Origin of the sequence: Actinokineospora sp. (assembly GCF_050699995.1) — a bacterium.
In the GTDB taxonomy this organism is placed as follows: Bacteria; Actinomycetota; Actinomycetes; order Mycobacteriales; family Pseudonocardiaceae; genus Actinokineospora.
In genome coordinates, this window is sequence record NZ_JBOHGC010000666.1 from 1 (window position 1) to 25424 (window position 25424).

The 25424-nt window shown below is 67.8% G+C and carries 26 protein-coding genes; 9 read left to right on the forward strand and 17 right to left on the reverse strand.

Annotated features, from left to right (window positions below):
• The 7 genes from ACRDSQ_RS32675 to ACRDSQ_RS32705 form a co-directional block, all read right to left on the reverse strand.
• The coding region (locus ACRDSQ_RS32675; RefSeq protein ID WP_431426518.1) for an Imm1 family immunity protein at positions 1-509 on the reverse strand (509 nt) is incomplete at its 3' end.
• Positions 510-539: 30 nt separating this feature from the next.
• Entirely contained in the window at positions 540-1262 is a 723-nt protein-coding gene (locus ACRDSQ_RS32680) for a DddA-like double-stranded DNA deaminase toxin (protein ID WP_431426519.1), read from the reverse strand.
• 37 nt (positions 1263-1299) lie between these two features.
• A complete protein-coding gene (locus ACRDSQ_RS32685) occupies positions 1300-1554 on the reverse strand; it encodes a hypothetical protein (RefSeq protein ID WP_431426521.1) in 255 nt (84 codons plus the stop codon).
• 36 nt (positions 1555-1590) lie between these two features.
• The gene (locus ACRDSQ_RS32690; RefSeq protein WP_431426522.1) at positions 1591-1848 is read right to left on the reverse strand and encodes a hypothetical protein; all 258 of its coding nucleotides are present in this window, start codon (positions 1846-1848) and stop codon (positions 1591-1593) included.
• A 44-nt stretch (positions 1849-1892) separates the two neighbouring features.
• A complete protein-coding gene (locus tag ACRDSQ_RS32695; protein ID WP_431426524.1) occupies positions 1893-2129 on the reverse strand; it encodes a hypothetical protein in 237 nt (78 codons plus the stop codon).
• A gap of 109 nt (positions 2130-2238) precedes the next feature.
• A complete protein-coding gene (locus ACRDSQ_RS32700; RefSeq protein WP_431426525.1) occupies positions 2239-2619 on the reverse strand; it encodes a recombinase family protein in 381 nt (126 codons plus the stop codon).
• A 292-nt stretch (positions 2620-2911) separates the two neighbouring features.
• Positions 2912-3124: a hypothetical protein gene (locus ACRDSQ_RS32705; RefSeq protein WP_431426527.1), complete on the reverse strand. Its 213-nt coding sequence runs from the start codon at positions 3122-3124 to the stop codon at positions 2912-2914.
• A gap of 262 nt (positions 3125-3386) precedes the next feature.
• Here ACRDSQ_RS32705 and ACRDSQ_RS32710 point away from each other — a divergent pair, with 262 nt between their 5' ends.
• Both ACRDSQ_RS32710 and ACRDSQ_RS32715 read left to right on the forward strand, forming a co-directional pair.
• Positions 3387-4202 (forward strand): helix-turn-helix domain-containing protein, encoded by an 816-nt coding sequence (locus ACRDSQ_RS32710; protein ID WP_431426528.1) that lies wholly within the window; start codon positions 3387-3389, stop codon positions 4200-4202.
• Between the two features lie 17 nt (positions 4203-4219).
• Complete coding sequence (locus tag ACRDSQ_RS32715) at positions 4220-4414, forward strand: DUF397 domain-containing protein (protein WP_431426530.1); 195 nt, start codon at positions 4220-4222, stop codon at positions 4412-4414.
• Positions 4415-5015: 601 nt separating this feature from the next.
• Here the strand turns inward: ACRDSQ_RS32715 and ACRDSQ_RS32720 are convergent.
• Entirely contained in the window at positions 5016-6263 is a 1248-nt protein-coding gene (locus ACRDSQ_RS32720) for a cytochrome P450 family protein (RefSeq protein WP_431426531.1), read from the reverse strand.
• A gap of 309 nt (positions 6264-6572) precedes the next feature.
• Between ACRDSQ_RS32720 and ACRDSQ_RS32725 the strand changes: the two genes are divergently transcribed.
• Positions 6573-7724: an acyltransferase family protein gene (locus tag ACRDSQ_RS32725; RefSeq protein ID WP_431426533.1), complete on the forward strand. Its 1152-nt coding sequence runs from the start codon at positions 6573-6575 to the stop codon at positions 7722-7724.
• 56 nt (positions 7725-7780) lie between these two features.
• Here the strand turns inward: ACRDSQ_RS32725 and ACRDSQ_RS32730 are convergent, their stop codons facing one another.
• Entirely contained in the window at positions 7781-9361 is a 1581-nt protein-coding gene (locus ACRDSQ_RS32730) for a 4-hydroxyphenylacetate 3-hydroxylase N-terminal domain-containing protein (protein ID WP_431426534.1), read from the reverse strand.
• A 235-nt stretch (positions 9362-9596) separates the two neighbouring features.
• On the opposite strand from ACRDSQ_RS32730, the gene ACRDSQ_RS32735 reads away from it, so the two are divergent.
• Together ACRDSQ_RS32735 and ACRDSQ_RS32740 are read left to right on the forward strand one after the other, a co-directional pair.
• On the forward strand, positions 9597-10775 hold the full coding sequence (locus ACRDSQ_RS32735; protein WP_431426535.1) for an acyl-CoA dehydrogenase family protein: 1179 nt from the start codon (positions 9597-9599) through the stop codon (positions 10773-10775).
• Positions 10776-10798: 23 nt separating this feature from the next.
• On the forward strand, positions 10799-11233 hold the full coding sequence (locus tag ACRDSQ_RS32740) for an SgcJ/EcaC family oxidoreductase (protein WP_431426537.1): 435 nt from the start codon (positions 10799-10801) through the stop codon (positions 11231-11233).
• A gap of 46 nt (positions 11234-11279) precedes the next feature.
• On the opposite strand, the gene ACRDSQ_RS32745 is transcribed toward ACRDSQ_RS32740, so the two are convergent.
• The 3 genes from ACRDSQ_RS32745 to ACRDSQ_RS32755 all read right to left on the reverse strand — a co-directional run bounded on the left by ACRDSQ_RS32745 (position 11280) and on the right by ACRDSQ_RS32755 (position 13814).
• The gene (locus tag ACRDSQ_RS32745; RefSeq protein ID WP_431426539.1) at positions 11280-11891 is read right to left on the reverse strand and encodes a GNAT family N-acetyltransferase; all 612 of its coding nucleotides are present in this window, start codon (positions 11889-11891) and stop codon (positions 11280-11282) included.
• Between the two features lie 15 nt (positions 11892-11906).
• Positions 11907-13061, reverse strand: coding sequence for an alkaline phosphatase family protein (locus ACRDSQ_RS32750; RefSeq protein ID WP_431426541.1), 1155 nt, complete (start codon positions 13059-13061; stop codon positions 11907-11909).
• A gap of 225 nt (positions 13062-13286) precedes the next feature.
• Positions 13287-13814 carry a helix-turn-helix domain-containing protein gene (locus tag ACRDSQ_RS32755; protein WP_431426542.1) on the reverse strand — a complete coding sequence of 176 codons (528 nt, stop codon included), beginning with the start codon at positions 13812-13814 and terminating at the stop codon, positions 13287-13289.
• 80 nt (positions 13815-13894) lie between these two features.
• On the opposite strand from ACRDSQ_RS32755, the gene ACRDSQ_RS32760 reads away from it, so the two are divergent.
• A complete protein-coding gene (locus tag ACRDSQ_RS32760; RefSeq protein WP_431426543.1) occupies positions 13895-14275 on the forward strand; it encodes a VOC family protein in 381 nt (126 codons plus the stop codon).
• 46 nt (positions 14276-14321) lie between these two features.
• Here ACRDSQ_RS32760 and ACRDSQ_RS32765 read toward each other — a convergent pair whose 3' ends face one another.
• The 5 genes from ACRDSQ_RS32765 to ACRDSQ_RS32785 all read right to left on the reverse strand — a co-directional run bounded on the left by ACRDSQ_RS32765 (position 14322) and on the right by ACRDSQ_RS32785 (position 22422).
• Positions 14322-14570: a phosphopantetheine-binding protein gene (locus ACRDSQ_RS32765; RefSeq protein WP_431426544.1), complete on the reverse strand. Its 249-nt coding sequence runs from the start codon at positions 14568-14570 to the stop codon at positions 14322-14324.
• A gap of 19 nt (positions 14571-14589) precedes the next feature.
• Entirely contained in the window at positions 14590-16185 is a 1596-nt protein-coding gene (gene cmdF / locus ACRDSQ_RS32770) for a tyrosine 2,3-aminomutase (protein ID WP_431426546.1), read from the reverse strand.
• Positions 16172-19405 (reverse strand): non-ribosomal peptide synthetase, encoded by a 3234-nt coding sequence (locus ACRDSQ_RS32775; protein ID WP_431426547.1) that lies wholly within the window; start codon positions 19403-19405, stop codon positions 16172-16174. The genes cmdF and ACRDSQ_RS32775 overlap by 14 nt, the downstream gene beginning before the upstream one ends.
• 127 nt (positions 19406-19532) lie before the next feature.
• A complete protein-coding gene (locus ACRDSQ_RS32780; protein ID WP_431426549.1) occupies positions 19533-20948 on the reverse strand; it encodes an FAD-dependent oxidoreductase in 1416 nt (471 codons plus the stop codon).
• 52 nt (positions 20949-21000) lie between these two features.
• A complete protein-coding gene (locus ACRDSQ_RS32785) occupies positions 21001-22422 on the reverse strand; it encodes an ABC transporter substrate-binding protein (protein WP_431426551.1) in 1422 nt (473 codons plus the stop codon).
• A gap of 127 nt (positions 22423-22549) precedes the next feature.
• On the opposite strand from ACRDSQ_RS32785, the gene ACRDSQ_RS32790 reads away from it, so the two are divergent.
• The 3 genes from ACRDSQ_RS32790 (at position 22550) to ACRDSQ_RS32800 (ending at position 25396) form a co-directional block, all read left to right on the forward strand.
• Entirely contained in the window at positions 22550-22948 is a 399-nt protein-coding gene (locus ACRDSQ_RS32790; protein WP_431426552.1) for a dihydrofolate reductase family protein, read from the forward strand.
• Positions 22945-23772, forward strand: a complete 828-nt coding sequence (locus ACRDSQ_RS32795) for a class I SAM-dependent methyltransferase (protein WP_431426554.1) — start codon at positions 22945-22947, stop codon at positions 23770-23772. The genes ACRDSQ_RS32790 and ACRDSQ_RS32795 overlap by 4 nt, the downstream gene beginning before the upstream one ends.
• Before the next feature lie 79 nt (positions 23773-23851).
• On the forward strand, positions 23852-25396 hold the full coding sequence (locus tag ACRDSQ_RS32800) for a methyltransferase domain-containing protein (RefSeq protein ID WP_431426555.1): 1545 nt from the start codon (positions 23852-23854) through the stop codon (positions 25394-25396).
• The last annotated feature ends 28 nt before the right edge of the window (positions 25397-25424 follow it).

Sequence of the window (25424 nt, forward strand, 5' to 3'; positions counted from 1 at the left end):
CACGCGTGGTCCGCCGCACACAGCGCACCCCGTTCCCATCGAAGAAACCCATCGACAAACACCTGACAGGCCCACCACCCACAGTCGTGACCATCCTCACCCGAACCTAAAGTTCCTGGTATTGGCCGTGAGCCCCCGGAGGTCAGCAACTCGGCAATCGCCTGCTTGACTACGCTCAGAGGGACCTCAGAGTCAGCCGGAAAGTCATGGCCAGTACCGAAGTAGTTGTAGGCCACGCCGTCCGGGTTGGTCTGCTCACCCCGGCTGTAGAACTCCCCGTCGTCACCGGCGTAGCGCACGCTCCCTAGCTCACGCTCGGGATCAACGCCGACCACTAGCTCGTGCTTCGGGTCAGCGTCGGTGTCCTCATCAATGGCGTACACCGTTGCGGCCCGGTAGTTCGGCCCGGCCGCCAGCAGCTCGGCCATGAACTGGTCGATGTCCTCGGCGGAGCGCAGGACTCGCACGCCAGCGCCGTGCTTGAACGTCGCTTCCAGGACAAACCCCATGGCTACGGCCTCCGTCCTCGGTAGGTGCCCTTACCGCCCGGCCAGTACACCGTAACCTCCTGATCGGGGGCGAAGGATCTTGGGTAGCAGTTGGTCGCAGGAATACCGACCGTCGTCACAGGGCAAATTGTTAATGATGAGCGTGACTCGCTTGCGCTGACTCCCGCGCATACGGGCGGCAAATTTGGTTTCGACATGTGAAGCCGCCAGCAGATCACCCTTAGCTGGACCGATTTCAAGGTCACGCAGTACCGCCCGCGTGTGCTCGTAGTCCTCATCGTGGCCGCTAATGAGCGGGCCGTATTCGGCGCCGTCCTCATCAATCCAATAGCCAGACGTCTTTTGCCCGCGTTCACCGGTTCGTACCGGAAGCTTGGTCATTATCTCGGCCGCGCGCTCGTCCAAGGGGCGGGTAGAGGTATCCGCGGGCGGCGTCCTAACGGCAGACGTAGCCGGGCTGGTCGGTCGGGCAACTGGTACCGAAGCCGCCCCGCCGTCACCCGCCAGCCGGACAACCTCCTTGGCCATGGCTTCACGCACCCGGTCAAAGACGGCCGGGAGTTCTTGGAGCTGGCTCACCACCTGCTGGAGCCCGGCTACCGCTTGGTGCAAGTCGGGCTGGTTGCTGCCGGCCGCCAAGGCCGCGAGCACGGTTAGCGCTTCGGTGAGGTGGCCGCAGGCTGCCCCGATGCCTTCCAGCGGCAACCGGGCTACCGCCCCGTTGATATCGCCTGCAACGTCCTCAGCCCCCATGTTCTTGGACGGTAGCGGCTGAGGCTGACAACGGGAGCTAATACGACGCGGCCAGCTCTTCCAGCAGCGACCGCAGTTGGTGCGCACAGTCGTCCAAGTCCTGCGCCAGGCCGAAGGCATGAGAGATGGAGTTCTCAACCGGCATAGCCCAGGGGTTATTGGTAGAGCGGGTCACTTGCATGAAGCGGCCCAAGGTCATGCCCCAGTCATGGGTGACCTGCTGCATGGGGCTTGCCGCTAGTCGCTCTGACAACGCGACCAGGGCGGCCTGGAGTTGCTGAACGTCAGACATGGGTGTGGAGGCGCTGCTTTCGTTGGTCAGCTTGAACTAGCGGTAGTCGCCACCGGCTCCGAGCGGGTCGCGGCGCTGCTTCGGGCGGTTAACGGCGCTGAGCAAGAGCTCCGAGCTGACCCAGTCCACCCCGCTCAGATCGAGGCCAGTAATCCGGCCGATGTAGGTGCCCGCCTTGTTCTTCATGGCGGCAGGCTGCGGCTGCCCGCTCCAAATAATGGTGGGGGTTCTCGTGCTGAAGTTGTACCGGTATAGCACCACCGTTGAAAAATCCATGCTCAGGTAGAACACCAAGCGTTGAAAGGCGTTGACTCGGGTGCCGGGGTGACGCGACGTAGTCATGACGGTGGCGGCCCTTTCCGTACCGGCTGCCTGCCGTAGGGCTCATGGGGATAGGCCACCTGGTGCATGACGTGGTCGGTCAGGAGCAGCCCGACTCGCACGAGGGTTTGCCCCAGGGCGGCTTCGGCGTCCAGCTCCACCGGCTTGGCGTCGGGTTCCCGCCGCGAGACCGCCAGCACGTTCAGGAGAAAGCCGGTCAAGGCGGTGTGCGCCTCGGCCAGTTCGGTTAGCACCTCTTGTCGGTTGACACCTCCACCACTCACCACAGCCGCCCCAGGCCGAAGCGGTACGCCAGCCGCCCGACCAAGAGCACGGCACTCCCGACGAACACCACCCAAGCCATCACGACGTGAGTTCCGGCTGGCCCTGGCAGTGCTTCAGAGCCATGGGCGGCAACTCGCCGCTGCGGCACACCACCGCGCTACCGGTAGCGCGCATCTTTCGCATCATGCGGGTTATGAGCTCCGGCCGCGGTGACAACTGAGCCGGGTCGAGCACCACCGCGCCTCTCGCCTGCGGCAGGGCCAGCGCGTCCAACAGACCGAGAAAGCCGATGCGGTCATCAACATCAATCCCGGCGCTCACGTCGGTAAAAACCGCCCCGAGGTGCCAGCCCTCACGGGCACACCAGGTGGCGAGTTCGTCCCGCAGCTCTTGTGCCGCTCCCTCTTGTCGGTCGCTGACCCGCACGTAGCCGTAGACCACGGGATAGCTCTTGGTCATGAGGCGCGTTCCTCCGGGGCGGCCGACTCGGCTGCCTGGCCGAGCTGGTGGCGGGTAGTGGTGAGTACGGCCGGACAGCCGCAGCGACAGACACAGTGAAAGGTCAGAACCTCGAACGGCTCACCGGCTAGCTCCAGGGCCAAGACGGCGGCTTGTCCCCAGTAGCAGGCCAATGACCGGCAGTTCGGGCACAAGTTGCCCGGTGGCAACGGGAATCCGTCGCGAGCTGGCTGAATCGGTTGCGCGGCAACGGCTTCACTCGGGCCATCTAGGTACGCTTCGGCAAAACCCCTCATAGCTGCGTCACTCCCTTGGGCATTGGGCGGTACAGACCGCGCTCCAGAACCTCATACAGCGAGTCGATCACCGGACCGGGCGCGTTGGTCTCGTCCCAGGCCCCACCACAGCGGGCACACATCACGGATATGGCGGGCGGGTTCAGCTCGCCGACGATCGCCTCGGCCGGGTGCTGACACACCGAAGCCGGAAGCCACAACACGGCCACGGCCGTACCTCCTTGTTGTACTCAGGGACCGTCCACCTGGGTCACGCTCAGCAGTCGAGCGGCGACGGTTGGTGTCACATGCAAGGATGCCTTCGTCTAACCGAGAACGCAACCGTTGCGTTTTAGTTGGTTGCGTTCGTACCCCGCCTTGAGTGGGGTGCACACCAGCGGTCACACTTGCTGTGGCCCCGATTGAAGGGGTGAGGAAGGGATCGACACCGTGGCACCGAAGGGGCAGCCTCCAACGGTTCGGTTGCGCCGTTTGGCCGCTGAACTGCGTCGCCTGCGAGACCAGGCTGACCTCACTCAGCAAGAAGTCGTGGACGCGACCAGCATCAACAAGGCGACGCTGTATCGCATCGAGACCGCCAAGGCCAAGCCGCAGAAGCGCACCTTGATGACCTTGCTCGCTCTCTACAACGCCGAGCCCGAGCAGCGCGATTACCTCATCTCGCTGCTCAAAGATTCGACCGTTCAGGGCTGGCTGAGGCCGTACCACTCGGAACTGCCGGAGGAGTACACCGCGTTCATCAGCTTCGAGAGCGACGCCGCCGGGGCGCGCAACTACGAATCGCTGTTCGTTCCGGGTTTGCTCCAGACCGAGGACTACGCCCGCGCAGTGATCCGAGGCGTGCTACCGGCAGCCACCGACAGCGAGGTTGAAGACCGGGTTCAAGCTCGCATGGAACGCCAAGACGTCCTGACCAAGACCAAGCCGATCAAATTCTGGGCCGTTGTCGATGAGGCCTCGCTGCGCCGTGGCGTCGGCGGACCTGGCGTCATGAGCGACCAGCTCGCGCACCTGACCAAGTGCGCCAAGGCACCAAACATCACCCTGCAAGTCATCCCGTTCGGCGCAGGCGCTCACCCTGGTATGCCGGGCCAATTCATCTTGCTCGACTTCGCTGACCCCATGGACACCGACCTGATCTACATCGACAGCATGGCCGGAGACCTCTTCCTGGAGTCAGCCGCCGATGTCCGCCGCTACCGCTCGATCTTTGACAACTTGGTAGCAGTGGCGCTCAGCCCCAACGATTCGGCAAGCCTCATCGCTGACATACCCAAGAGAAGCTAGAAGGAGGGCGAGAGACCATGAACACGGTTGACCTGACGAGCGCGGCCTGGCGCAAGAGTTCTCGGAGCAGCGGTAACGGGGCCTGTGTGGAAGTGGCATTCGTCGGCAACCGTACGGCCACCCGCGACTCAAAGAACGCGGCTGGCCCAACTCTGGTCTTTCCGGCCCCTAGCTGGTCTGCGTTCGTAGTGGAGTTGGCTCACACTAACTGAACGAACCGAGTGACTATGCAACCGCAAGAACACTGGACTTGGCGAACAAGCAGCTACAGCGGGAAGGGGCGCAGTGCGTCCTCCATAGCGATCGTCACCGTCTTACCACCCTTGGGTGGTTCAGGCATCTCCTTAGAAATTGCAGCCATGCAGTGGGATAAAGGTGCAACTGTCAGAACCTGGGTCATATGGAGATAACCCACGGACAGTCGCCGTATCCAGGTGCTCAACGGCAGAACGAATCTGTAACAAACGCTCTTGATAGGACATGAAGCCTTTCGTCACACCGGCCACGACCTCACAGAGGCTTCCGAGGGCCTGCTAGAGGCCAACCGGCGGTTGCAGGTCCCCATCGCCGCAGAGGGGCGCTCAGCGACCACAACCGCCCCCAGAACGTAGTCAGCCCCTTCGCGGAGGAGGGGGGCTGACTGGGATGTTCTCACCGCAGCCGACCTGCTGAACCTTGCCCTTGCGGGTCAAGGTTCAAGTAAGCCTGCCTTGGTGGCCGCCAGGGACTCGGACCCTGAACCCGAAGATAAAGCAAGAGCAACGATACGGCGACAGGTCCGGCAGGCGCGGGAGCCTGCCGGACCTGTCGCGGTCAGGCCACCTTCTCCACTCGCGCTTCCTGCGCGGTCAGGTAGACCGGGAGCTGCCGGTGCCCGTTCATGATGAACGTCGGCATCGGCACCAGTTCGTCGCGCGGGACGGCCAGCGTCAGGTCCGGGAACCGCTCGAACAGCGTCGAGAGGCCCACGGTGGCGACGAGGCGGGCGATGCCCGCGCCGAGGCAGTAGTGCGGGCCGTGGCCGAAGGACAGGTGGGCCTTGTGCTCCCGCTGGATGTCGAACTCCTCCGGGCTGTCCGCGTGCAGCTCTGGGTCGCGGCCGACGGCGGCGTAGTTGATCAGGATCGGGTCGCCCTTGGCGATGGTCACGCCGTCGAGTTCGATGTCCTCGGCGGCGTAGCGCAGGGGGAGGCTGGCCAGGGGGGACTGGACACGCAGGATCTCGTCGATGAGGTCGTCCCAGGTGGCCTTGCCCGCGAGGACCAGTTCGAGCTGCTCCGGGTGGGTGACCAGTTCGGTGATGGCGTTGTCGAAGAAGTTGATCGTGGTCTCCGACCCGGCGCCCAGGATGGCGAAGATCGTGTCCGCCAGCTCCTGCTCGGTGAGCCGCGAGCCGTCCTCGTCGCGGGCGGCGATGAGGTCGCTGGTGATGTCCTCACCGGGGTTGGCGCGCTTCTCGGCGATCAGGTCGGCCATGGCGCCGCGCCAGCCCAGCAGGATGTTCTGCGCGGTCTCCGGCGACACCGTGGTGTCGACCATCATGTCGATGACCTTCGCGGTCGCCGCGCGCTGCTGCTCGCCCATGCCGATCAGCTCGGCGACCAGCATGCCGGGCAGCGGGTAGGCGAAGCGCTCCTTGAGGTCGACGACCTCGCCGGGCTCGGCGGCGGCGAGGCCGTCGAGCAGCATGTTCGTCAGCCCCACCACGAGCGGGCGGATCGCCTCGGTGCGGCGCGGGGTGAACGCCTTGCCGATGAGCCTGCGCAGCCGCAGGTGGTCCTTGCCGTAGGACGTCGACACGTTGTCCATGGCGACCCAGCTGATCATCTCCCAGCTGGGGTTCAGCTCGCCGTTGTAGAACGCGGGCCAGTGGTTGCGCGCGCTCTTGGTGACCTTCGGGTTGGACAGCATGCTCTTGATCACCGAGTGGCTGGTGACCGACCAGACGACCACCCCGCCCGGCAGCTCGACCTGGGTCGCCGGACCGAGCGCACGCAGCGCCGCTGCCTCGGCGTGGATATTCCGACCAGTGGTATCCAATGCGGGACAGCGTTTCTCCATCGGAATGCTCCTAATACGTCGATGGACGAAGGGATTGAGCGACTTGGCCCAAGGCTAACGAGGAGTCCGGCGTCGGCCGCTATTCCTGTTTGCTGCCATGGTAAAGCGCATTCTCGGATAGCTCGTGCAAGTCGCAATCGGGAGGACGCGGCCGCGACCCCGCTGCGCCATGGTCGGGGTTCAATCTTCTGGGTGGGACTCGCGGAAAGTGCGCATGGGAACCGCCTGGGCCGCCCGGGACCTCTCCACAGGAGGCACCAGATGTCCGAGCGGCTCCATGCCGGTGAATCCAGATCCAGACTGACCTCGTTGACCGGAACCCGGTTCCTCGCGGTCATGACCGTGTTCCTGTACCACGCGATCCTCTACGGCGGCTTCTTCTCCTCCGCACCCGCGCAGGGACTGCTGGGGACGGTCATCGCGTCCGGTGGGTTCGCCAGCGTCGTCTTCTTCTTCGTTCTCAGCGGTTTCGTGCTGTCGTGGTCGGTCCGCGAGACCGACACGATCCGCGGCTTCTGGCGCCGCCGGGTCGCGAAGATCTTCCCCAACCACCTGGTGACCACCGCTGCCGCGTTCATCCTCGGCGCGGTCGTGGTCGGCACCTCGGTCGACTTCAGCTCCGTCATCAACTTCGCGCTGCTGCATTCCTGGGTTCCCGACCTGGCGATCGCCTTCCGCGGCAACCTGATCAGCTGGTCGCTGTCCTGCGAGCTGTTGTTCTACCTGGCTTTCCCGTTCCTCTTCATGCTGGTCAGGCGAGTCCCCGAACACCGGCTGTGGCTGCTGGCAGGCGGACTGGTCGCGGGCGTGTGGCTGATGCCGCTGCTCGCGAGCGTCATCCCACCGACCTCGGCGCTGGCGAGCGCGGCGGTGACACCGGGCCTGGACCTGACGATGTGGCAGCACTGGTTCGTCTCGGTGTTCCCACCGGTCCGGATGATCGAGTTCGTGCTGGGCATGGTGTTGGCCCAGATCGTGCGCACCGGCCGGACACTGCCCCTCAGCATCGGTGGGGCGACCGCCATCGCGATCGCCATGTACGCGCTGACCCCGCTGTTCCCCGGCCCGTACCGGATCGCGGCCACCATGGTCGCCCCGATCGGCCTGATCCTGTTCACCCTCGCGACGGCCGACGTGGCCGCCCGGCCGAGCTGGTTCTCCAGCCGGGTCATGATTTTCCTCGGCGAGATCACGTTCGCCTTCTACCTGCTGCACTGGCTGGTCCTCGACTACGGCCACCGCCTCCTGGGGACGACGTGGAGCACGCCCGCCGCGCTCGGTGTGCTGGCCCTGCTGTGTTTGACCACTGTGGCGCTGTCGTCCGCGCTGTACTTCGGTGTGGAGCGCCCGATCATGAGCCGCTTCGGCTCCTCGCGCCGGGCCCGGCTGGCGAAGGTCATCCCGATCACCAAGCCCGCTGGGGCACCCCAGCCGTCGTCGATCGACCGGCTGGCGGGTTGACACGCGAATGAGGGCGAGCACCCAGGGGAGTGCTCGCCCTCAGTCCGGGTGCGCGGTCAGCCGTTGAGGCCGCCGCGGAACTGGCGCAGCTCATCGAAGTTGGACAGGTCCGGCACGGTCCAGCCGTCGAGGTCGTACTCGGCCAGGCACTCGTCGACGAAGGCCTTGTAGCCGTCGACCTGGCCGTTGGCCAGCTGCGAGTTGAGCAGCTCCACCCGGGTCTGCTCGTGGTTGCCCGCGTAGTTGCGCTCGTAGAGCTCGTGGCGGCCACCGAACTCGGTGCCCACGGCGTCCCACAACAGCTTCATCACCTTGACCCGGTCGACGGCCTCGATGCCGTTGGAGCCGCGGACGTACTTGTCGAGATACGGCCGGATCTCCGGGTTCCTGAAGTCGTCCGCGCTGGAGTTGAGGTAGATCAGCCCGCTGGCGATGTCCTGCTCGATGATCTCCTTGACCCGCGGATACCCGATCTGCATGAACCACCGGTACGCCAAGCCGTACTGCGGGTTGGGCAGGACCGCGCCGTTCACCCACTGCACCGGGTTGCGCGCGGCGGCGTCGGACAGCGCGAGGAACAGGTTGCGCCAGGCCAAAACCTCACCCATCCGGCTCTGCACGCCGCGGAAGTCCTTGGTGCCGGTGATGTCCACGGCCTTGGCCAGCAGGCCCGCGATGAACTCCAGCTTGACCGCGAGCCGCGTGCAGCCGTGGAAGGTGAACCGCTCGGGGAAGCCGGACCGGCCGGAGAACAGCTGCACCTTGCCGAGGTGGCCGTAGATGAAAACGTTCTCCCAGGGGATCAACACCTTGTCCAGCACCAGGATGGTGTCGTTCTCGTCCATCCGCGAGGACAGCGGGTAGTCGAACGGGCTGCCCATCACCGCGGCCTGCGCGGAGTACGACGGGCGGCAGATCAGCTTCATCCCGGCCGCGCCCATCGGGATGGTCGCCACCAGCGCGAACTTCTTGTCCTTGATGGGAAGCCCGTAGTGCGCGATGAAGTTGTAGTGGGTCAGTGCGGACCCGGTGGCGACCACCTTGGCGCCGCTGACGACCAGGCCCGCGTCGGTTTCCTTCTCCACGTGGACGAACACGTCCGCGACCTGGTCCGGCGGCAGGTTGCGGTCCACCGGCGGGTGCACGATCGCGTGGTTCCAGTAGAGGACCTTCTCCTGCGACTCCTTGTACCAACGCCGGGCGTTGTCCGCGAACGGCTCGTAGAACTCCGCGTTCGCGCCGAGCGTGCCGAGGAAGGAGGCCTTGTAGTCGGGGGTGCGGCCCATCCAGCCGTAGCTCATCCGCGACCAGGCGTCGATCGCGCCCTGGTGGGCCACCAGGTCCTCGGCGCTCTTGGGCGTGGTGAAGAACTTGTGCGTGTACCCGTCGCTGCCGGTGTCGGTCGGGCAGGTGAGGACGTCGCGCTTCTCCGGGTCGTGCAGCGCGTCGTAGAGCCGGGCCGTCATCCGGATCGGGTTGTGGAACGCCGGGTGCGCGGTGACGTCCTTGACGCGCTCGCCGTAGATGTAGATCTCGCGGTCGTCGCGCAGACTCTCGATGTACTCGTCGCCGGTCAGTGGACGTGTCTTGGGCCGCGGCTCGGTCGAGCCGCCGCCAGCAGCCTGTTGGTCGGTCACCGGACTAGTCCCTCTTTTCGCAGCCGCAGCGGGGTGCCTCTTCGCTCCTCGATCGTGTCAGCGATGTCCCGGCAGCCCTTCTCCGCGTGTGCGGAGTTGCCCTTGGCGGACAAGGGAAAGGCCGCATATCGGAAGGTGCCCGCGCGCGACCGGAGGTGAGACGGTTGCTGCTGGACGGCTCGGCTCGGTCGCGTCTCGCGGCTGCACTCTTGGTGAACGGTAGGAGGAATTGGCGATGACGACCGAAATCCCGACCAGGGAGGAACTCGTCCAGCGCGCGTCCGACCTGGCTCCGCTGCTGCGCAAGCACGCGGCGTGGTCGGAGGAGAACCGGCGCCTGCACGACGAGGTGGTTCAGGCCCTGACCGACGCGGGCTTCGGCAAGCTGCGCCGCCCCAAGCGCTACGGGGGCTACGAGGTCGACACCCGCACCCTGGTCGACGTGGCCGCCGAACTCGGCCGCGGCGACGGCTCGGCGTCGTGGGTGGCGTCGGTTTACTGGATTCCCGGCTGGATGGCCTGCCACTTCCCGGACCACGTGCAGGACGATGTCTTCAGCGACCCGGACGTGCGCATCTGCGGAACCCTGAGCCCGTCGGCGATGGCGGCCCCGGCCGAGGGCGGCATCGTCGTCAACGGCAAGTGGCAGTTCATCTCCGGCGCGCACCACGCGCAGTGGCAGGAGGTCATCGCGATCTACGTGCCCGCCGAGGGCGAGCCGTACCCGGTGATGGCGCTGGTCCCGATCACCGACCTGCTGATCGTCGACGACTGGAACACCTTCGGGCTCAAGGGGACCGGCAGCGTCAGCACGGTCGCCAAGGACCTGTTCATCCCGCAGGACCGGGTCCTGCCGCTGCCCGCCGTCCTGCAGGGCGCCGGTGCGTCGCAGCAGAACGGTGAGGGCTCCATCTACCGTTCGCCGCTGATGCCGGTCGCCGCCGCTTCGTCGGTCGGCACGATCGTCGGCCTGGGCCGGGCCGCGCGGGACGCGTTCCTGCACCGCCTGCCCAACCGCAAGATCACCTACACCGCCTACGAAAGCCAGCGCGAGGCGCCGATCACGCACCACCAGGTCGCCGAGGCCACGCTGAAGATCGACCAGGCCGAGTTCCACGCCCACCGCCTCGCGGGCCTGGTCGACTCGAAGACGTCCACGGGCGTCGAGTGGAAGCTCGAGGAGCGCGCGCAGGCCCGGGCGGACATGGGCGCGGTCATCAAGCTCACCAAGGAGGCCATCGACATCCTGGCCACCGCGAGCGGCGGCTCGTCGATCTACACCGACGTCCCGATCCAGCGCATCTCGCGTGACATCCAGGCGGTCAACCTGCACGCCCTGATGCACCCCAACACGAACTTCGAGCTGTACGGCCGGGTGCTGTGCGGTCTTGAGCCCAACACCCTCTACATCTAGCGCTTGCCGGAAAGGGAAAGAGCATGAGCACTGATCTGACCGACGCCGACAAGGTCGCCATCGCCTCGCTGACCCAGAAGGTCATCGCGTCGTGGGCGTACGCCGATGCGGAGGCGTTCGCGAGCGTCTTCACCGACGACGGCACCATGGTGCTGCCCGGCCTGTACAAGAAGGGCCGCGAGGAGATCCAGAAGTACATGACCGTCGCGTTCGCCGACGTGTACAAGGGAACCCAGGTCACCGGCAAGCCGATCGACATGCGCCCGCTCGGCCGGGACGCGGCGATCCTGCTGTCGGCGGGCGGCGTGCTGGACCCGGGCGAGTCGGAGGTCGCCGACAAGGCGGCCATCCGGGCGGCCTGGATCGTCGTCAAGCAGGACGGCCAGTGGAAGCTGGCGGCGTACCAGAACAGCCCGCGTGACGCGGTGGAAGGCGTGAAGACGCAGCGGGCCGCTTGATCTCTCGACTCAGGCCCCAACCCCTTGCGCGGGGTTGGGGCTTTGGTCATGGGGTGATGCCGACGCCTCCACGAAAGCGGTCGGGTCGTTGGCCCGCCTTGACGCGGGCGTGCAGGTGCATGTCGTGCCACCCGTCGGTGTGCAGCGCCTGCCTGCGCATGACGCCCTCCAGTGGGAAGCCCGCCTTCTCCGCCACCCGACACGACGGCGGGTTGGCGGCGGAGTGGTGCACCTCGACGCGGTGGAAGCCCGCGTCGTCGAAGACCCAGTCGGTCAGCGTCGTCAGCGCGCCGGCGGCCACCTGGCGGCCGCGGGCCGCGGGCAGCACCCAGTAGGAGACCTCCACCAAGCCGTCGGTGAAGTTCAGCTTGCGGAGGCTGATCTGGCCGAGCAGCCCGGAGTCGTCGGTGACGGCCCAGCCCGCGCCGGTCTCCTGCTTCCAGCGGTCGGGCCAGTGGTGGATCCAGGTGAGGGCTTCGTCGTCGGTCATGGACCGGGTGTGCCAGCGCTGGATGCCGGGATCGGCGTAGGCGGCGACGAGCGTCGGGGCGTCGGACGGCTGCCAGGGGCGCAGGACGAGGTCATCGGCTCGCAGGATCGGCTGGGCTGTCCGCGCGAGACTGCCGGGTGCGACTACGGGGTCGAGGAGTGCGGGCACGTGTGCGTTATCCCATCAGGCGTGGTGGACGAGCAGTGGCACGAGTTGTTCCTCGGGCGTCAGGGATCCATGGTGGCCGACGAATCGGCTCGAGTGCGGTTCGTTTGACGACGAGACCACGACATTGTCGGCTCTCGCGGCGACAACCAGGTCGCCGATGCGGTCGGTCACGTGCGGTGCGATTGTCGAACCGAACCATCCTGCCGCGATCGCTTGGCCTCGGGTCGTGACCCACGCCCGGTCGCCGAGAATCCCCTGCCAGGTGGCGAGTACGTCGGCGGTCGCCCCTGGCTGGGTGTAGACGTGCCGCACTCGTGGTTCACCGCCGAGCTTTCGTACCCCGTCCCGCAAAGCGGGTTCGCCATCGAAGTCCACAGTGGACTGTTGGGTCGAGCTGATCATTCCGTGGTCGGCGGTAACCGCCAGCACGGCACCGGGCGGAAGCCGGTCAGCGATGACCTCGGCCAGGTGGTCCACGCAGCGAAGCTGAAGTATCCACGGCTCGGAACCGGGACCGTGGAGGTGACCGAGCAGGTCGAGGTCGGCGTGGTAGGCGTAGCAGAAGGAGGTGGGCCCCGAGCGGACAGCGTCGATGGCGCCCGCCGCCAAGTCACCCAGCGCGTAGGCGCCGGTCGCCGTACCGCCCCGAAGCACCGCGCGGGACAGCCCACTCCCCAGGTGCGCCGCCTGGCTGACGACCCCGATGGCGACACCCGCCTCCGCGGCGCGCTCGAACAGCGTCGGGAACGGTTGCACTTCTTCCGGAACGTGCACCGATCGTTGGTCGCGTTTGGCTCCCGGCCCGTGGATGGTCCAGGTGAGCGCGTCGACGATGTCGTCGGGGCTCATCGCGAACGTGTAGCCGACCAGGCCGTGCTGTCCCGAAGGCAGTCCGGTGCCGATGGACGCGATGCTCGTGGCCGTGGTCGACGGGAATCCCGCGCCGAGGGGACGGCTGTTCTCCGCGAGAGAACTCAGGAACGGCGCGTTGTCGGCGTGGTCGAGCAGGTCGTTCCAGCCGAGGCCATCGATCAGCAACAAACACACCTGGCGCGCTTGCGGCAGCCCGAGGGTGTTCGTCGTGCCGGGAACACCCAGGCCGCTCATGAGGGACGGCACGACGTCGGCGAGGCTCGTGCGCGAGTAGGGAGACTCCGGCAGTTCGCTCACGAACGACACCGTGTGGCCTCCCGTTTCGCGACGGTTCGTCGGTGCTCACCATACCGATCCGCGGCCGACGCCCCGTCGGAATTCGGCGGGAATGGTTGCATCCGGTACCTGTGTACAGGCTTACCGTGGGTGTCATGACGATGGAGTGCGACTCGGCGGCGCCGTGGGTGGACGCCTGCACACTGCCCACCGTGGAGCGACCGCTCCGCGATGCGTTCGTTCATCTCACGCGGCGACGACGAGTTGGCGTCGATGCCGGTTCACGCCTCGGCGGAACAGTTCGTTGGATTCCAGTTCGGTGGTGGTGACCACGTCGACGGCGCATCCCAACAGCGCCGACAGTTCCTCGTCGAGACCGATGATGTCGGCGAATGACGACCCCGGCTTGAGTTCGACCAACAAGTCGAGATCGGAGTCCGGGCGGTCATCGCCGCGGGCGACCGATCCGAAAACCCAGACCTGGGCGAGCGGGAAGCGGGCGAAGACTTTCGTGACCTCGTCGCCGTATTTTTCCAGCAAGCGTGAAGGCCGGATGGTGTTCGCGAGTCGGGTCTGGAGGCTGAAGCCGGCTGCTTCCAGGAGCCGTTCGAGCATTGCGACCGACGGTTGGCGCTGACCGGATTCGATCTTCGACACGGTCGATTGCGGAACGCCCGCGGCCTGTGCGAGCTCCCGCTGAGACATCCGGCGCCTACCGCGCGCCGTGGCCACGAGTTCCGCCGCCGTGGCTCGCTCTTGCCCGGTTGCGACCATGGTCCGATGATAGCGTATCCGCTATCAAGCGGCAGGTGAACGGGTCGCGGCAGGTGGCGGGCCTGTCCACGCTTGACGGTATGAGCGAGTCCGATCGGGTCGCCGGTGTCCGCTATCTCGTCGACGACGTGCAGGCGGCCATCGACTTCTACACCACCCACCTCGGCTTCACCCTGAACACCAGCGCCGCCCCCGCCTTCGCCGACGTGATCCGGGGCCCGCTGCGCCTGCTCCTGTCCGGTGCCGCCAGCTCAGGCGCCCGCGCCACCCCGGAAGACACCGCCGACACCCCCGGCCGCAACCGCGTCCACCTCATCGTCGACGACCTGGACGCCGAGATCGCGCGCCTGCGCGACGCCGGTCTGTCCTTCCGCAGCGATGTGGTCTCCGGGCCGGGCGGTCGCCAGATCCTGCTCGCCGACCCCGCGGGCAACCTGATCGAACTGTTCCAACCGGCATGAGAAGGGGCCCGCAGGCGAAGTGCCTGCGGGCCACCCTCCGTCAAGCTCAGGCCGCTGACGTCTCCGCGGCCTTGGCCATCACCGTGCTGATGAGCGCGGACAGGGTCGGGTCGTCCTCGAAGATGTCGCCGACGTCGATCAGGATGTCCAGTTCGTCCTCGATCCGCGACACCAGCCGGACCGCGGAGATCGACTCGCCGCCGAGTTCGAAGAACGTCGCCTCTTCCTGTCCACTTCGGACTTTCAGCACGTCGTTCCAGATCGCTTCGACCTGTTCACAGATGTTGTTGCTCATCGGTACCTCCTGACGGGGTTCAGCGAAGTTCGACATCGCGAGCCGCGTCGAGGAATTCGCCGCGGGACAGGGCGCCGGCGACCGCTTCGATGTCGTCGGACATGTAGCGGTCGTTCTCCAGGGTCGGGACCAGCGACCGGATCTGGTCGTACGCCGCCTTGCCCGCGGGGCTGAGGCCGTCGTAGCGGCCCGAGACGTCCACGGCCTGGGCGGCGGCGAGGAACTCCACGGCCAGGATGTAGTTGTTGTTCGACAGCACCCGACGCGCGTTGCGGGCCGCGATCAGGCCCATCGACACGACGTCCTGGTTGTCACCGTTGGACGGGACGCTCTGGATGCTGGCCGGGCCGATGGTCCGGTTCTCGGCGACCAGCGCGGTCGCCGGGTACTGGGCGCCCGCGAAGCCGCTGTTGAGGCCCGGCTCGCCGGTGGAGACCAGGAACTCCGGCAGGCCCGACAGGTAGCGGTTGAGCAGCCGGTTGGTGCGCCGCTCGGAGAACACGCCCAGCTGGGTGAGGGCGATCGTGGCGTAGTCCATGGCGAACGCGACCGGCTGGCCGTGGAAGTTCGCGCCGTGGAACACCTCCTTGCCCTCGAAGAACAGCGGGTTGTCGTTCGACGAGTTCAGCTCGATGTCGATCGTCTTGGTCGCGTAGTACAGCGTGTCGCGGACCGCGCCGACGACCTGCGGGATCGCCCGCAGGGTGTAGGCCTTCTGGATGTAGACGTCGGTCCGGGACACGTCGCCGCTGGACTGGGCCGCGGCCTGCGTGCGCAGCTGGTGGTGCGAGACCGCCAGCGCGCTGCCCTCAAGCAGGTTGCGCATGTTGAACGCGGTGTCGATCTGCCCCTGGTGCGGGCGGGCGATGTCGTGGCCCTCGGCCTGGAACGGGCTGGTCGAGCCGAGCAGGGTCTCCACGACCAGCGCGGTGACGATCTCGGCCTGCTTGACCTGCTCCAAGGCCCGGCTGACGACCAGGCAGCCCAGGCCGGTCATGGCCGACGTGCCGTTGATCAGCGCGAGGCCTTCCTTGAACCGCAGCTCCAGCGGCTTGATGCCGTGCTCACGCAGGACCGTGGCGGTCTCGGCGCGGCGGCCGTTCTTCAGGACGTAGCCCTCACCGATGATCGTCGACGCGATGTGGGCCAGCGGGCCGAGGTCGCCGCTGGCGCCCAGCGAGCCGATCTCCGGGATGGCCGGGGTGATGCCCAGGTTCAAGTACAGCGCCAGCCGCTCCAGCAGCTCGGGGCGCACGGCGGAGTAGCCCTTGGAGAGAGCGTTGAGGCGTGCGGCCACGATCGCCCGCGCCTCGTCCTCGGCGAAGACCGGGCCGACGCCCGCGCTGTGGCTGCGCACCAGGTTGGTCTGCAGCTCGACTTCCTTCGCCGTGCCGACGAGCATGTAGATCATCTCGCCGTAACCGGTCGTGACACCGTAGATGGGGACGCCTGCCCGGACGGTCTCCTCGAACTGCTGCCTGCTGGCCGCGGCCCTGGTCAGCGCGGCCGGGGCGACCTTGCACGGAGCACCGTCCTCGGCGATGCGGCGGATGTCCAGGATCTCGACGTTCTCGCCGTCGAAGTCAACGGACAGGTTGGTGTCAAGCAGAGTCACGTTCTTCACCCCGTCTGGTTCCAGTTGCGGCTGTCAGGGAAACTTGGTGTTCGACCACTGTGGACAATCCGGTCACCGTTGGTGTGGCTAGGAAATCGTGGAGCGAGACCTCGACGTCGAACCGCTCGCGGACCTGGTCGAGCAGCACGAGGACTTGCAATGACCGGCCGCCCGCGGCGAAGAACGACTCGTCCGCGCCGGTCGGCCGGACACCGGGAAGCCCGGCCCACAGCTCGGCGACAGCGGTCTCCACGGGCGTTTTGGGGGTGGCGGGCGCACGGCCCGCGGCGGCGGGCTCGGGCAGCAGGCGCCGGTCCACCTTGCCGCCGATGCCGCGCGGCAGGCCGATCATCGTCTGGAACGACACCGGCGGCATGCCCTTGCCGAACCGGGCGCGCAGCGCCGCGCGCCACTCGCCCGCCGAGCCGACCGCGTCGCCGGACTCGGTGCGGCGCGGCACGACGTAGCCGACCAGCCTGCTCACCAGCCCGTCCGACGTGGTGACCGCGACGACCGCGCAGTCGGCGACCGACTCGTGTGCCTGCAGCGCCGACTCGATGTCGCTGAGCTCGATCCGCATGCCGTTGAACTTGATCTGGAAGTCTTTGCGCCCACGGAATTCGAGGACGCCGTCGCGGCGCCGCGCGCCCAGGTCGCCGGTCCGGTAGCAGTTGGACCCGTCGATGCCGTACGCGGCGAGGTCGGTCACCGGCTCGAACGCCGAGCGGTCCTCGCTGCCCAGGTACCCGTCGGTCAGGTACGGGCTGCGGATGACGAGGTTCCCGGTGACCCCGTCGGGGCACGGCCTGCCTTCGTCGTCGAGCACGAGGACCTGCCTGCCGGGGATGGACCGCCCGATCGGCGACGTGCCGTTCAGCGCCCCGGCGACCTCGTGCCAGGTGGCCAGGATCGACTCGGTCGGCCCGTAGAGGTTGACCAGCCGGACCGACGGCAGGGCGGCGCGCAGGCCGTTCGCCAGGTCCGCGGGCAGCGCCTCGCCCGCCAGCAGGACGTGGTCGAGCGCGGCCAACTGTGCCGCCACCCCACGGGAACTCACCACCCCGAGCACCTGCCGGGCGAAGCTGGGCACGGTCTGGAAAAGGGTGACGCGCTGCTCGACGAGCCAGTCGACGATCTTCTCCGGGTTCGCCCGGATCCGGTCGGGCACCAGGCACAGCGTGGCCCCGGCGACCAGGCCCGCGAAGATCTCCACGAGCGCCGCGTCGTAGCCGGGGGAGGCCCACTGCGCCATCCGCGACCCCGGCCGGATGACGAACTCGCCGGAGAACCAGGTGACGAACTGGGCGAGGGTGGCGTGCGTCTGCGGGATGCCCTTCGGCTTGCCCGTCGACCCAGACGTGTAGGTGACGTAGGCGCGCCCGTTGCGGACACTCGGCACGTGCGGCCGCGGGGTCGAGTCGGGTTCCAGCAGCGACGCGTCGAGCACCGTGCCGCCCACCTCGGTGAGGTACCACTGGGCCAGTTCATCCTGCGCCGGGTCGCCGTCGACGATCAGGCACGCGGGCTGAAGCTCCGCCAGGACCGACTTTCCACGCTCGCCCGTGTCGCCATCGCCGAGGCACGCCACGTGCGCGCCCGCGTCGAGCACGGCGATCACGGCGGCCACCTGGAGCCTGCCGGTGGGCATCCGCACGACGACGGGCCTGCCCCCGATGTGCTCTTCGGAGAGCAGGGCCGCCGTGATGATCGCGGCCAGTCGTTCGAGTTCGCGGTACGTGGTGACCTGGCTCCCGGCCGACAGCGCGATCTGCTCGGGCCGCAGCTGAGCCTGGGAGTGGAACAGCTCGTTCGCCGTGCGCGCGGCGGGCGCGGCGGCGGTGATCTGGTCGGCGTCGCGCACGGCCGTCGCGATCCGGTCCGCGCCGTCGATGGCGAGGTCCGCGATGGGCCGGTCGGGGTCGCGCAGCCCGGCGGTGAGCAGCATCTGGAACTGGCTGAGGAACCGCTCGGCGCCCGCGCGGTCGAACAGGGACGACCGAAACTCCAGCGCTCCCAGCAGATTCGCGTTCACCAGGCGCAGGTCCATGGTCACGTCGGTGACGGCCGACCCGTTCTCGACCACGCGCGGGGCGACCGTCGCGCCGTCGAACACCAGCTCGGCCCTGGCCTGGTCGTGGAAGACGAACATGGTGTCGCACAGCGGGATCCGCCGCGGGTCGCGCTCGGCCTTGGTGGCTACGACCACGTCGGCGAACGGCACATCGGCGCGCTTGCGCGCCTCTGTGTTCAACCGCGCCACCCGCTCCACCACGGTCCGCAGCGTCGGTCGTTGTGACAGGTCGGCGGTGAACACCAGCGGGTGCTCGAACGCGCCCACCACACCGTCGAACTCCGGGCGCGGCCGCACCGACACCGGGCAGCCCACGGCGAGCCGCTCGTCGCCGCCGTAGCGGCCGAGCAGGGCCTGGAAGGCGGCCAGCAGCACGACGAACGGGGTCGTCCCCGACGCGCGGACCAGCTCGCCCAGCGGCCGGGTCACCTCCGGGCCCCACTCGAACCGCAGCACGTCACCCGCGGTGGACCACCCGGCCGGACGCGCCCGGTCGGTCGGCAGCGTGACAGCGGTCGGGGTCGGGGTGACGGTCGCGGTCCACCAGCGCAGGCGCTCAGCGAACTCCGGGTCCTCGGCGCGCTCCGCTTCGTCCTGCGCGAACTCCGCATAGCTGGGCGAAAGCGCTTGCGTGTCGGGCGGGGTGCCCTGCTTGGCGCCGGTGTACGCCTCCGAGAGGTCGGTCAGCACGATCGACGCCGACTCGTCGTCGGCCGCGGCCCGGTGCAGGCACAGCACGACGGCGTGGTCCCACTCGCCGAACTTCGCGACCGCCAGCCGGGCGAGGCCCTCGGACATCCGCAGCGGCGCGGCGGCCTGCTCCCGCGCCCAGTCCGCCACGGCCTCGGGCTCCTCGACGAAGTCGGCGAGCACCAGCGGCGCGCCGTCGGCGGCCACCACCGGCACCGGCACGCCCGCGCGCTCGGCGAATGTGGTGCGCAGCATGCGATGACGGGCGCACACGGCCTGCCATGCGGCCCGCAGCGCGTCAAGGTCGAGCTCGCCGGTCACCTGGTACGCCAGACACACGGTCGACGAGGCCGAGGTCGAATCCGCCTTCTCCAGAAACCACAAACCGTTCTGGATCGCGGAACTCGTGGCTTTGTCGAAACCGTGGGGGCTGGGTACATCGGACGCCGGTGGGCTCACCGCTCTATCGTCCGGCCAGGTCAGTGCCGGTCGCATCTCGTGTAGTGCGCATGATTTCCTTGCCCACAAAGGAAAATCGCCTCTTCTCGGCGAACCGAGAAGAGGCGATTCCCAAACAGCTCAGTGCTTATGCGGCATTGCGGTATTCCGACCAGGTCTCGACTCCGCCGCCCGCGATCGGCGCCAGCGGCGGTGCCGGGGTCTTCTTCGCCGGTCCGAAGAGGCCCTTCAGCAGCACCTTGAGCATGAAGCCCGGGCGCTGCATCTTCTCGGGCCCGTCGATCAGGCCCGCGGCCCGCATGTACTGCGCGGCGATGGCCTTGTCCTTCGTCGCGGCGTACTGCACGAGCTTGAGGAACCGCTGCGCGATCCGCATCCGCAGCGGCCGCTCACCCTCGACCCCGGGGAAGCTGAGGTCGACGGTGTTTGTCATTTCCCACGGCGGGTCGATGACATTCTTCGACAGATCCTGGAAGTACTGCATCGGCTGCGGCGCCGCGCCGCTGTGCAGGTGGTTGCGGATGGTCAGGGCGGACAGCGCCGAGACCGTCATGCCCTGCGCGTACACCGGGTTGAAGCAGGTCACGGCGTCACCGACGACCAGCAGGCCGTCCGGGAAGCGGTCGAGCTTCTCGTAGTGGCGGCGCAGTGTGGTCGGGAACCGGAACGCCACCGGCTCGTCGAGCGGCTCGGCGTGCATGAGCGCCTCGTGGATCTCCGGCGCGGCGAGCGTCTTGACGAAGTCGTAGAAGCCCTGCTGGTCGGTGGGCGGGTGGTCGCCGAGGATGCCGTACGCGGTCAGCTCGACCCGGCCGCCGTCGGTCTTGGTGAAGATGGCGCCGCGGGGGAGGGTGGCGTTGGCGACCGGGTTGATCGACAGGTCACCGTGGTACGGGTCGGACTTGAGGCGGTAGTGCTGGGTGACGTAGCCCAGGCCGACCTTCTTGCTCTCCTCCTCGACCAGCCCGTAACCGAGTTCCTGCAACCAGATCGGCGTGCGCGAGCCGCGCCCGGTCGCGTCGATCACGAGGTCGGCGTCGATGACCTTCTCGCGCTTCTGGCCGCGGGCCTGCACGCGCGCGCCGGTCACCTTGCTCTTGTCGGGCGAGGTGGCCAGGCCGAGGATGTCGTGCTGCTCGACGAAGACGACGTTCGCCAGGGCCGCGGTGCGCCGGCGGATGTGCTTCTCCAACATCGGCCTGCTGGCCGAGACACAGGTGAGACCCGCTTCCTGCTGCTGGATGCGGACGCCGTTGAAGTACCAGCGCACGTTGCCGCAGAGGTCGCCGGTCGGCACGCCGTCGGCGAAGATCTCGTTGGTGATGCCGGGGTAGAACTCCTCCATGACCTGCTGGCCGCGGGCGAGCAGACCGTTGATGTGCTTGCCCTGCGGGCAGCTGCGTCGGGGGCCGGCGACATCGATCAGGGTGTCCCGGTCGACGATCTGGACCTCGTCGTAGGCGTCGGCCAGGACCCTGGCCGCGAACAGGCCCGCGATACTTCCGCCCAATACCACCGCGCGAGTTGTTGTAGCGTCGCTCACGGATATCTCCTTGACGTTCGTCTCTGCTTGAGGGTGCGGTGAACCGGGTGGATCAGCCGTTCAGCGGGACCACGTTCTCCATGTCCTGAGCGGTGTAGGGCGCCACGTCGTTCCAGAACTCGACGCGGTGGCTGCTGCCGGGGATGTCCGCGGCCCGGCGCGGGGTCCGCAGCGCCCAGTGGTTGTAGGCGTCGAGCAGCTTCTGCGCCTCGCCGGTGGCCTGGGTGAACCGGTCGAACGGGTCCGCGCCGCGGGCGAGGACGTCGCCCATGGCGTGCACCATCACGTCCTGCACCCCGGCGAAGTCGCCGAACACCGCGCCCTCCGAGAGCGGGATGCCCTTGCGCCCGGTCGAGGCGGGGAAGTCGAGCAGGTGGTCGTAAGTGAGCGCGTGGTAGGGGTGCTGCTCGAACCAGCCCTCGTCCTTGAGCAGGTCGTAGGACGCCTTGGTGATCGGGGCGAAGCTGTTGTCCTTGTGCCGCTGCGCCACGTTGACCGGGTTGTGCATCCACATGAGGAACGCGAGCGCGCCCTCCTGGACGTCCTCGTCGAGGTTGTTGCCCAGCCACATCGACGTGCCCGCGACGGCGTTGCCGACGTAGGGGGAGTTGTCGTTGTGCGGGAACACGTCGACGTCCATGGTGAAGCCGCCGAGCTTCGCCGCGTGCGCCATGTAGTTGACGTCGTTGGACGAGGAGATCCGGATCGCCACGTGCGCGTCGCGGTAGGCCTGCAGCGTGCCCGCCCAGTCCGGGTATCCGCCGGTGTAGAGGTAGTGGCCCGCCTTGTGCAGGCCGTTCCACCACTCGACCCAGGTCATCATCTCCTTCGACGCCAGCTCCATCTTCGTGGCGCGGGCGTCGCGGCCGTTGCGGTTGTCGGTGAGGAAGCCGCCCTGGGTGGCCAGCGCCTGCTGCACGAACGTGCCGTGGTTCGACCAGGTGATCGCGTGCGACGGGCCGTCCTGGATGCGGGAGACCGCCTCGCACACCGACGTCACGTCGTCCCAGGTCTTCGGCAGCTCCGACACCCCGGCCTTGTCGAGCAGCTCGCGGTTGGCGAACAGCAGGCTCGTCGTGCCGACCGAGGGCAGCGAGTCCATGTCGCCCCAGACCGTGTAGTAGTCGCGGAACGCCGGGTGCAGGTCGTCGAGCATGACCGGCTCGCCGAGGAACTCGGTGCGGTCGCCGACCGCCTTGGTCACCGAGGTCCACAGTGGACTGCCGTCGGGCGCGACGGCGTCGCGGGCCACCTGGTTGGCGTAGAAGTAGTACTCGGCGAGCGCGGGCCTGCGGCCTTCCGCGACCTCCTTGGCCACGTCTTCGGGGAAGGAGAAGAAGTTCATGCCCCGGACGTTGACCCGGTACTCGGGATGGATCCGGCCGAACTCGGCGGCCTGCGCGTGCCAGCGGTCCATCCACCCGGGGAAGTTCAGGTCGGCTACCCAGACGTCGATGTCGATCTTGCTCGTCATTCGGTCTCCTCCTCATGGGACCGCACGCCGGATAACGCGGGTCACGTCGCGATCCATCGTTCCGCGCAGGTCACCGCCGTCGCATCTTCCCGGTTGCCGTCGCCGCGAGCACTGAGCACGCGCGGAGATGTGGGGTCGTCCGTCGGGCGAACACGATGTGGGGCATGGGAATCGTCGTCTTCGACAGCACGGTGTCCTTGGACGGGTACATCACCGCGCCCGACGACGACCAGGATTTTCCGTTGGGGGCGCGCTCACCGACGGGATCGAGAGCGCGCTCGCCCAGGCGCGGGCGGTGGCGGGGGACAAGGGCGTCTACGTGATGGGCGGCGCCGACGTCGGCAGGCAGTACCTCGCCGCGGGCCTGCTCGACGAAATCCGCCTGCACCTGGTGCCCGTGGTGCTCGGCGGCGGTGTGCGGCTCTTCGCTGAATCGCCGGAGCAGATCGGACCGCAGATCAGCCGGGTCGTGCCAGGCGACGGCGTGACCCACCTCAGTTACCGAACGGAGCCGCGGACAGTATGAGCCTTATCGACTCGGCCGACATCGGACGGCACTACGACGAACGCGCGCCCATCGAGGACGAGATCCGCGAGGGGCAGCTGCACATGTGGTACTGGTACGACCGGGAAGACGACGCGCCGCTGACCGAGGCCCTGCACCGAATCAGCCAGAAGGTCACGGCCACCCTGGGTCTGCGGCCGGGTGAGCACGTGCTCGACGCGGGCTGCGGGCCCGGCGAGACGGCGATCTTCGTCAACAAGGAGTTCGGCGCGCGGGTCACCGGTGTGACGGTCAGCGGGTTCGAGGTGGCGAAGGCCAACGAGCGCGCGGCGGCCGCGGGCGTGGCGGACGCGGTCCGGTTCGAGTACGGCGACTTCATGTCACTGTCCTATCCGGACAACACGTTCGACGCGATCCTGGCGCTGGAGTCGCTGCAGAACGCGCCGGACCTGGAGGTCGTGCTGCGTGAGTTCCACCGCGTCCTGCGCCCCGGCGGCCGGGTCACCTTCTCCGACTTCAGCCTGCGCTCGCACGACGACCCCGAGCGGCTGGCCAAGTTCATGACCACGCTGAAGCTCGGCACGCTGCCGACGCTGGACGAGTGGCTGGCGCTGACCACCGCCGCCGGGTTCGCCGTCGAGGAGTACACCCAGTGCGGCCCAAGGGTTTTCGGCATGAAGACGAAGTACCTCGAAGCGGCCATGACCCGGCGCACCGAGGTCGCGGCGAAGTTCGGCGAGGGCGCGATCACCGAGTTCTCCAAGAAGAACACCGGTTTCTACGCCCCGCGCAAGGACCAGATCGGCTACGTCATCGTCTCCGCGCGCAAGTCCTACAAGGGATAGGCACGCAGGAGGACGACCGCGCCGGGCGATCGCTGCGAGCATCGTCATGGCGACTTACTGGGTGAAAGGACACGCGAAGATGAGTGACTCCACGATCCATTCGACCGTCGCGGAACTGGTCAAGTCTTTCGCGAACGCCACACCTGATCGCCTGGAATCGGAGTACCGGCGACTGGTCGGCGGGTTGTGGAACGGCGGCGCGGCAACGGAACTGGCCCGGCCGGGCACGCCCGTGCTGGTCGAGCACCTCGACCTGGTCGACACCGACCGCCAGGGCTACCTCGCGATCCTGCTCGGCCTGCTGGCCGAGACCGGCGACGCCGACGTCTTCGCCGCCGCGCACGCGGGCCTGGGCCGCTACCTCGACCTGGTCGGCGCCGGCGCGAAGGGCGAGCCGCTGACGCTGGCTTTCCTGTACCTGCTCTCGCACTTCCCGGCCGACCGCGAGGCCGTCCTCGCCGCCGTCGCGCCGCTGAACCTCGACGCCGACGACCAGACCCGCCTCGAGCGCGCTCTCGCGAAGCTGGACCCGGCCAACCCCGACCTCGGTCGCGTCTGGCCGTCGCCGTCGGTGTGGGTGCTCGACGAGAACGAGAAGGACTTCACCGCGGGCTGGATCAAGGGCCTGACCGCGGAGCAGATCGAGTCCAACTGGAACAACGACACGCTCACCGTGCTCGGCTACACCGGTGCCCGCGCGTACTGGTCGGTGGCCAACAACCAGCCCGCGTCGACCCTCGCGACCTCGATGTCGCCGGAGGACGCGATCCTGCCCGAGCCGACCGGCCAGTCGACGGCGGTCTTCGCCAAGCACGTCGAGTCGCTGCGCTGCCCGACCTGCCACGGCAAGCTGGAGTTCTCCGACAACGGCGTGCGCTGCCCCAAGTGCGCCACCGGTTTCGCCATCGCCAACGGCATCCTCGACCTGTCCGCGGGCGTGCGGGAGGACCAGGAGGCCGACGACGCCACCAACGACCTGCTGCAGAAGCTCGCCGAGATGCCGAGCATGGGCCTGTACTACGAGGCCGTCCTGCGCCCCGCCTACCTGCGCATCGCGGGCTCCAACTGGGGCGACCAAGTCAGCCCCACCGATGAGGACGAGTACATCGCCTCGCACGTGAGCCCGGTCGACGGGCCGGTCCTCGACCTCGCCGCGGGCGCGGGCCGCTGGACCAAGATCGTCGCCAAGGCGGTCGGCGCCGACCGGCTCCTCGCCCTGGACATGGCGCTGCCCATGCTCAACGTGCTGCGCGGCGCGCTGCCCGAGGTGCCCGCGGTGAAGGCGTCCGCGCTGAACCTGCCGTTCAGCGACGGCAGCCTGGGCGCGGTGAACTGCTGGAACGCACTGCAGGCGTTCCCGGACGACGCCCGCGACGCGATCCTGGAGATGGGCCGCGTCCTCAAGCCCGGCGGCAGCCTCACGATGATGACCTTCAAGTGGTCCGACGACAAGGTCGCGCGCCACTTCCAGGAGTGCCAGTACTTCCCGAGCCGCCCGGAGGGCCACCTGCTCTTCGAGCTCGACGAGCTGCACGCGTGGTTCGCCGAGGCCGGTCTGTCCATCGTGGATGAGTCGTCGGGCGAGGGGACGTTCGTCTTCCTCACCGCCGAACGTCAGGGCTGACCCGCGGGCGCATGCGAAACGCATACCA

Bases quoted from the DNA above. Each gene is read 5' to 3' on its own strand.
- ACRDSQ_RS32735 (WP_431426535.1), top strand. From the start codon at position 9,597: ATGACGACCGAAATCCCGACCAGGGAGGAACTCGTCCAGCGCGCGTCC.
- ACRDSQ_RS32755 (WP_431426542.1), bottom strand. From the start codon at position 13,814: ATGGTCGCAACCGGGCAAGAGCGAGCCACGGCGGCGGAACTCGTGGCC.
- ACRDSQ_RS32795 (WP_431426554.1), top strand. From the start codon at position 22,945: ATGAGCCTTATCGACTCGGCCGACATCGGACGGCACTACGACGAACGC.
- ACRDSQ_RS32715 (WP_431426530.1), top strand. From the start codon at position 4,220: ATGAACACGGTTGACCTGACGAGCGCGGCCTGGCGCAAGAGTTCTCGG.
- ACRDSQ_RS32700 (WP_431426525.1), bottom strand. From the start codon at position 2,619: ATGACCAAGAGCTATCCCGTGGTCTACGGCTACGTGCGGGTCAGCGAC.
- ACRDSQ_RS32680 (WP_431426519.1), bottom strand. From the start codon at position 1,262: ATGGGGGCTGAGGACGTTGCAGGCGATATCAACGGGGCGGTAGCCCGG.
- ACRDSQ_RS32740 (WP_431426537.1), top strand. From the start codon at position 10,799: ATGAGCACTGATCTGACCGACGCCGACAAGGTCGCCATCGCCTCGCTG.
- ACRDSQ_RS32800 (WP_431426555.1), top strand. From the start codon at position 23,852: ATGAGTGACTCCACGATCCATTCGACCGTCGCGGAACTGGTCAAGTCT.
- ACRDSQ_RS32765 (WP_431426544.1), bottom strand. From the start codon at position 14,570: ATGAGCAACAACATCTGTGAACAGGTCGAAGCGATCTGGAACGACGTG.
- ACRDSQ_RS32685 (WP_431426521.1), bottom strand. From the start codon at position 1,554: ATGTCTGACGTTCAGCAACTCCAGGCCGCCCTGGTCGCGTTGTCAGAG.
- ACRDSQ_RS32760 (WP_431426543.1), top strand. From the start codon at position 13,895: ATGAGCGAGTCCGATCGGGTCGCCGGTGTCCGCTATCTCGTCGACGAC.
- ACRDSQ_RS32785 (WP_431426551.1), bottom strand. From the start codon at position 22,422: ATGACGAGCAAGATCGACATCGACGTCTGGGTAGCCGACCTGAACTTC.
- ACRDSQ_RS32790 (WP_431426552.1), top strand. From the start codon at position 22,550: ATGTGGGGTCGTCCGTCGGGCGAACACGATGTGGGGCATGGGAATCGT.
- ACRDSQ_RS32720 (WP_431426531.1), bottom strand. From the start codon at position 6,263: ATGGAGAAACGCTGTCCCGCATTGGATACCACTGGTCGGAATATCCAC.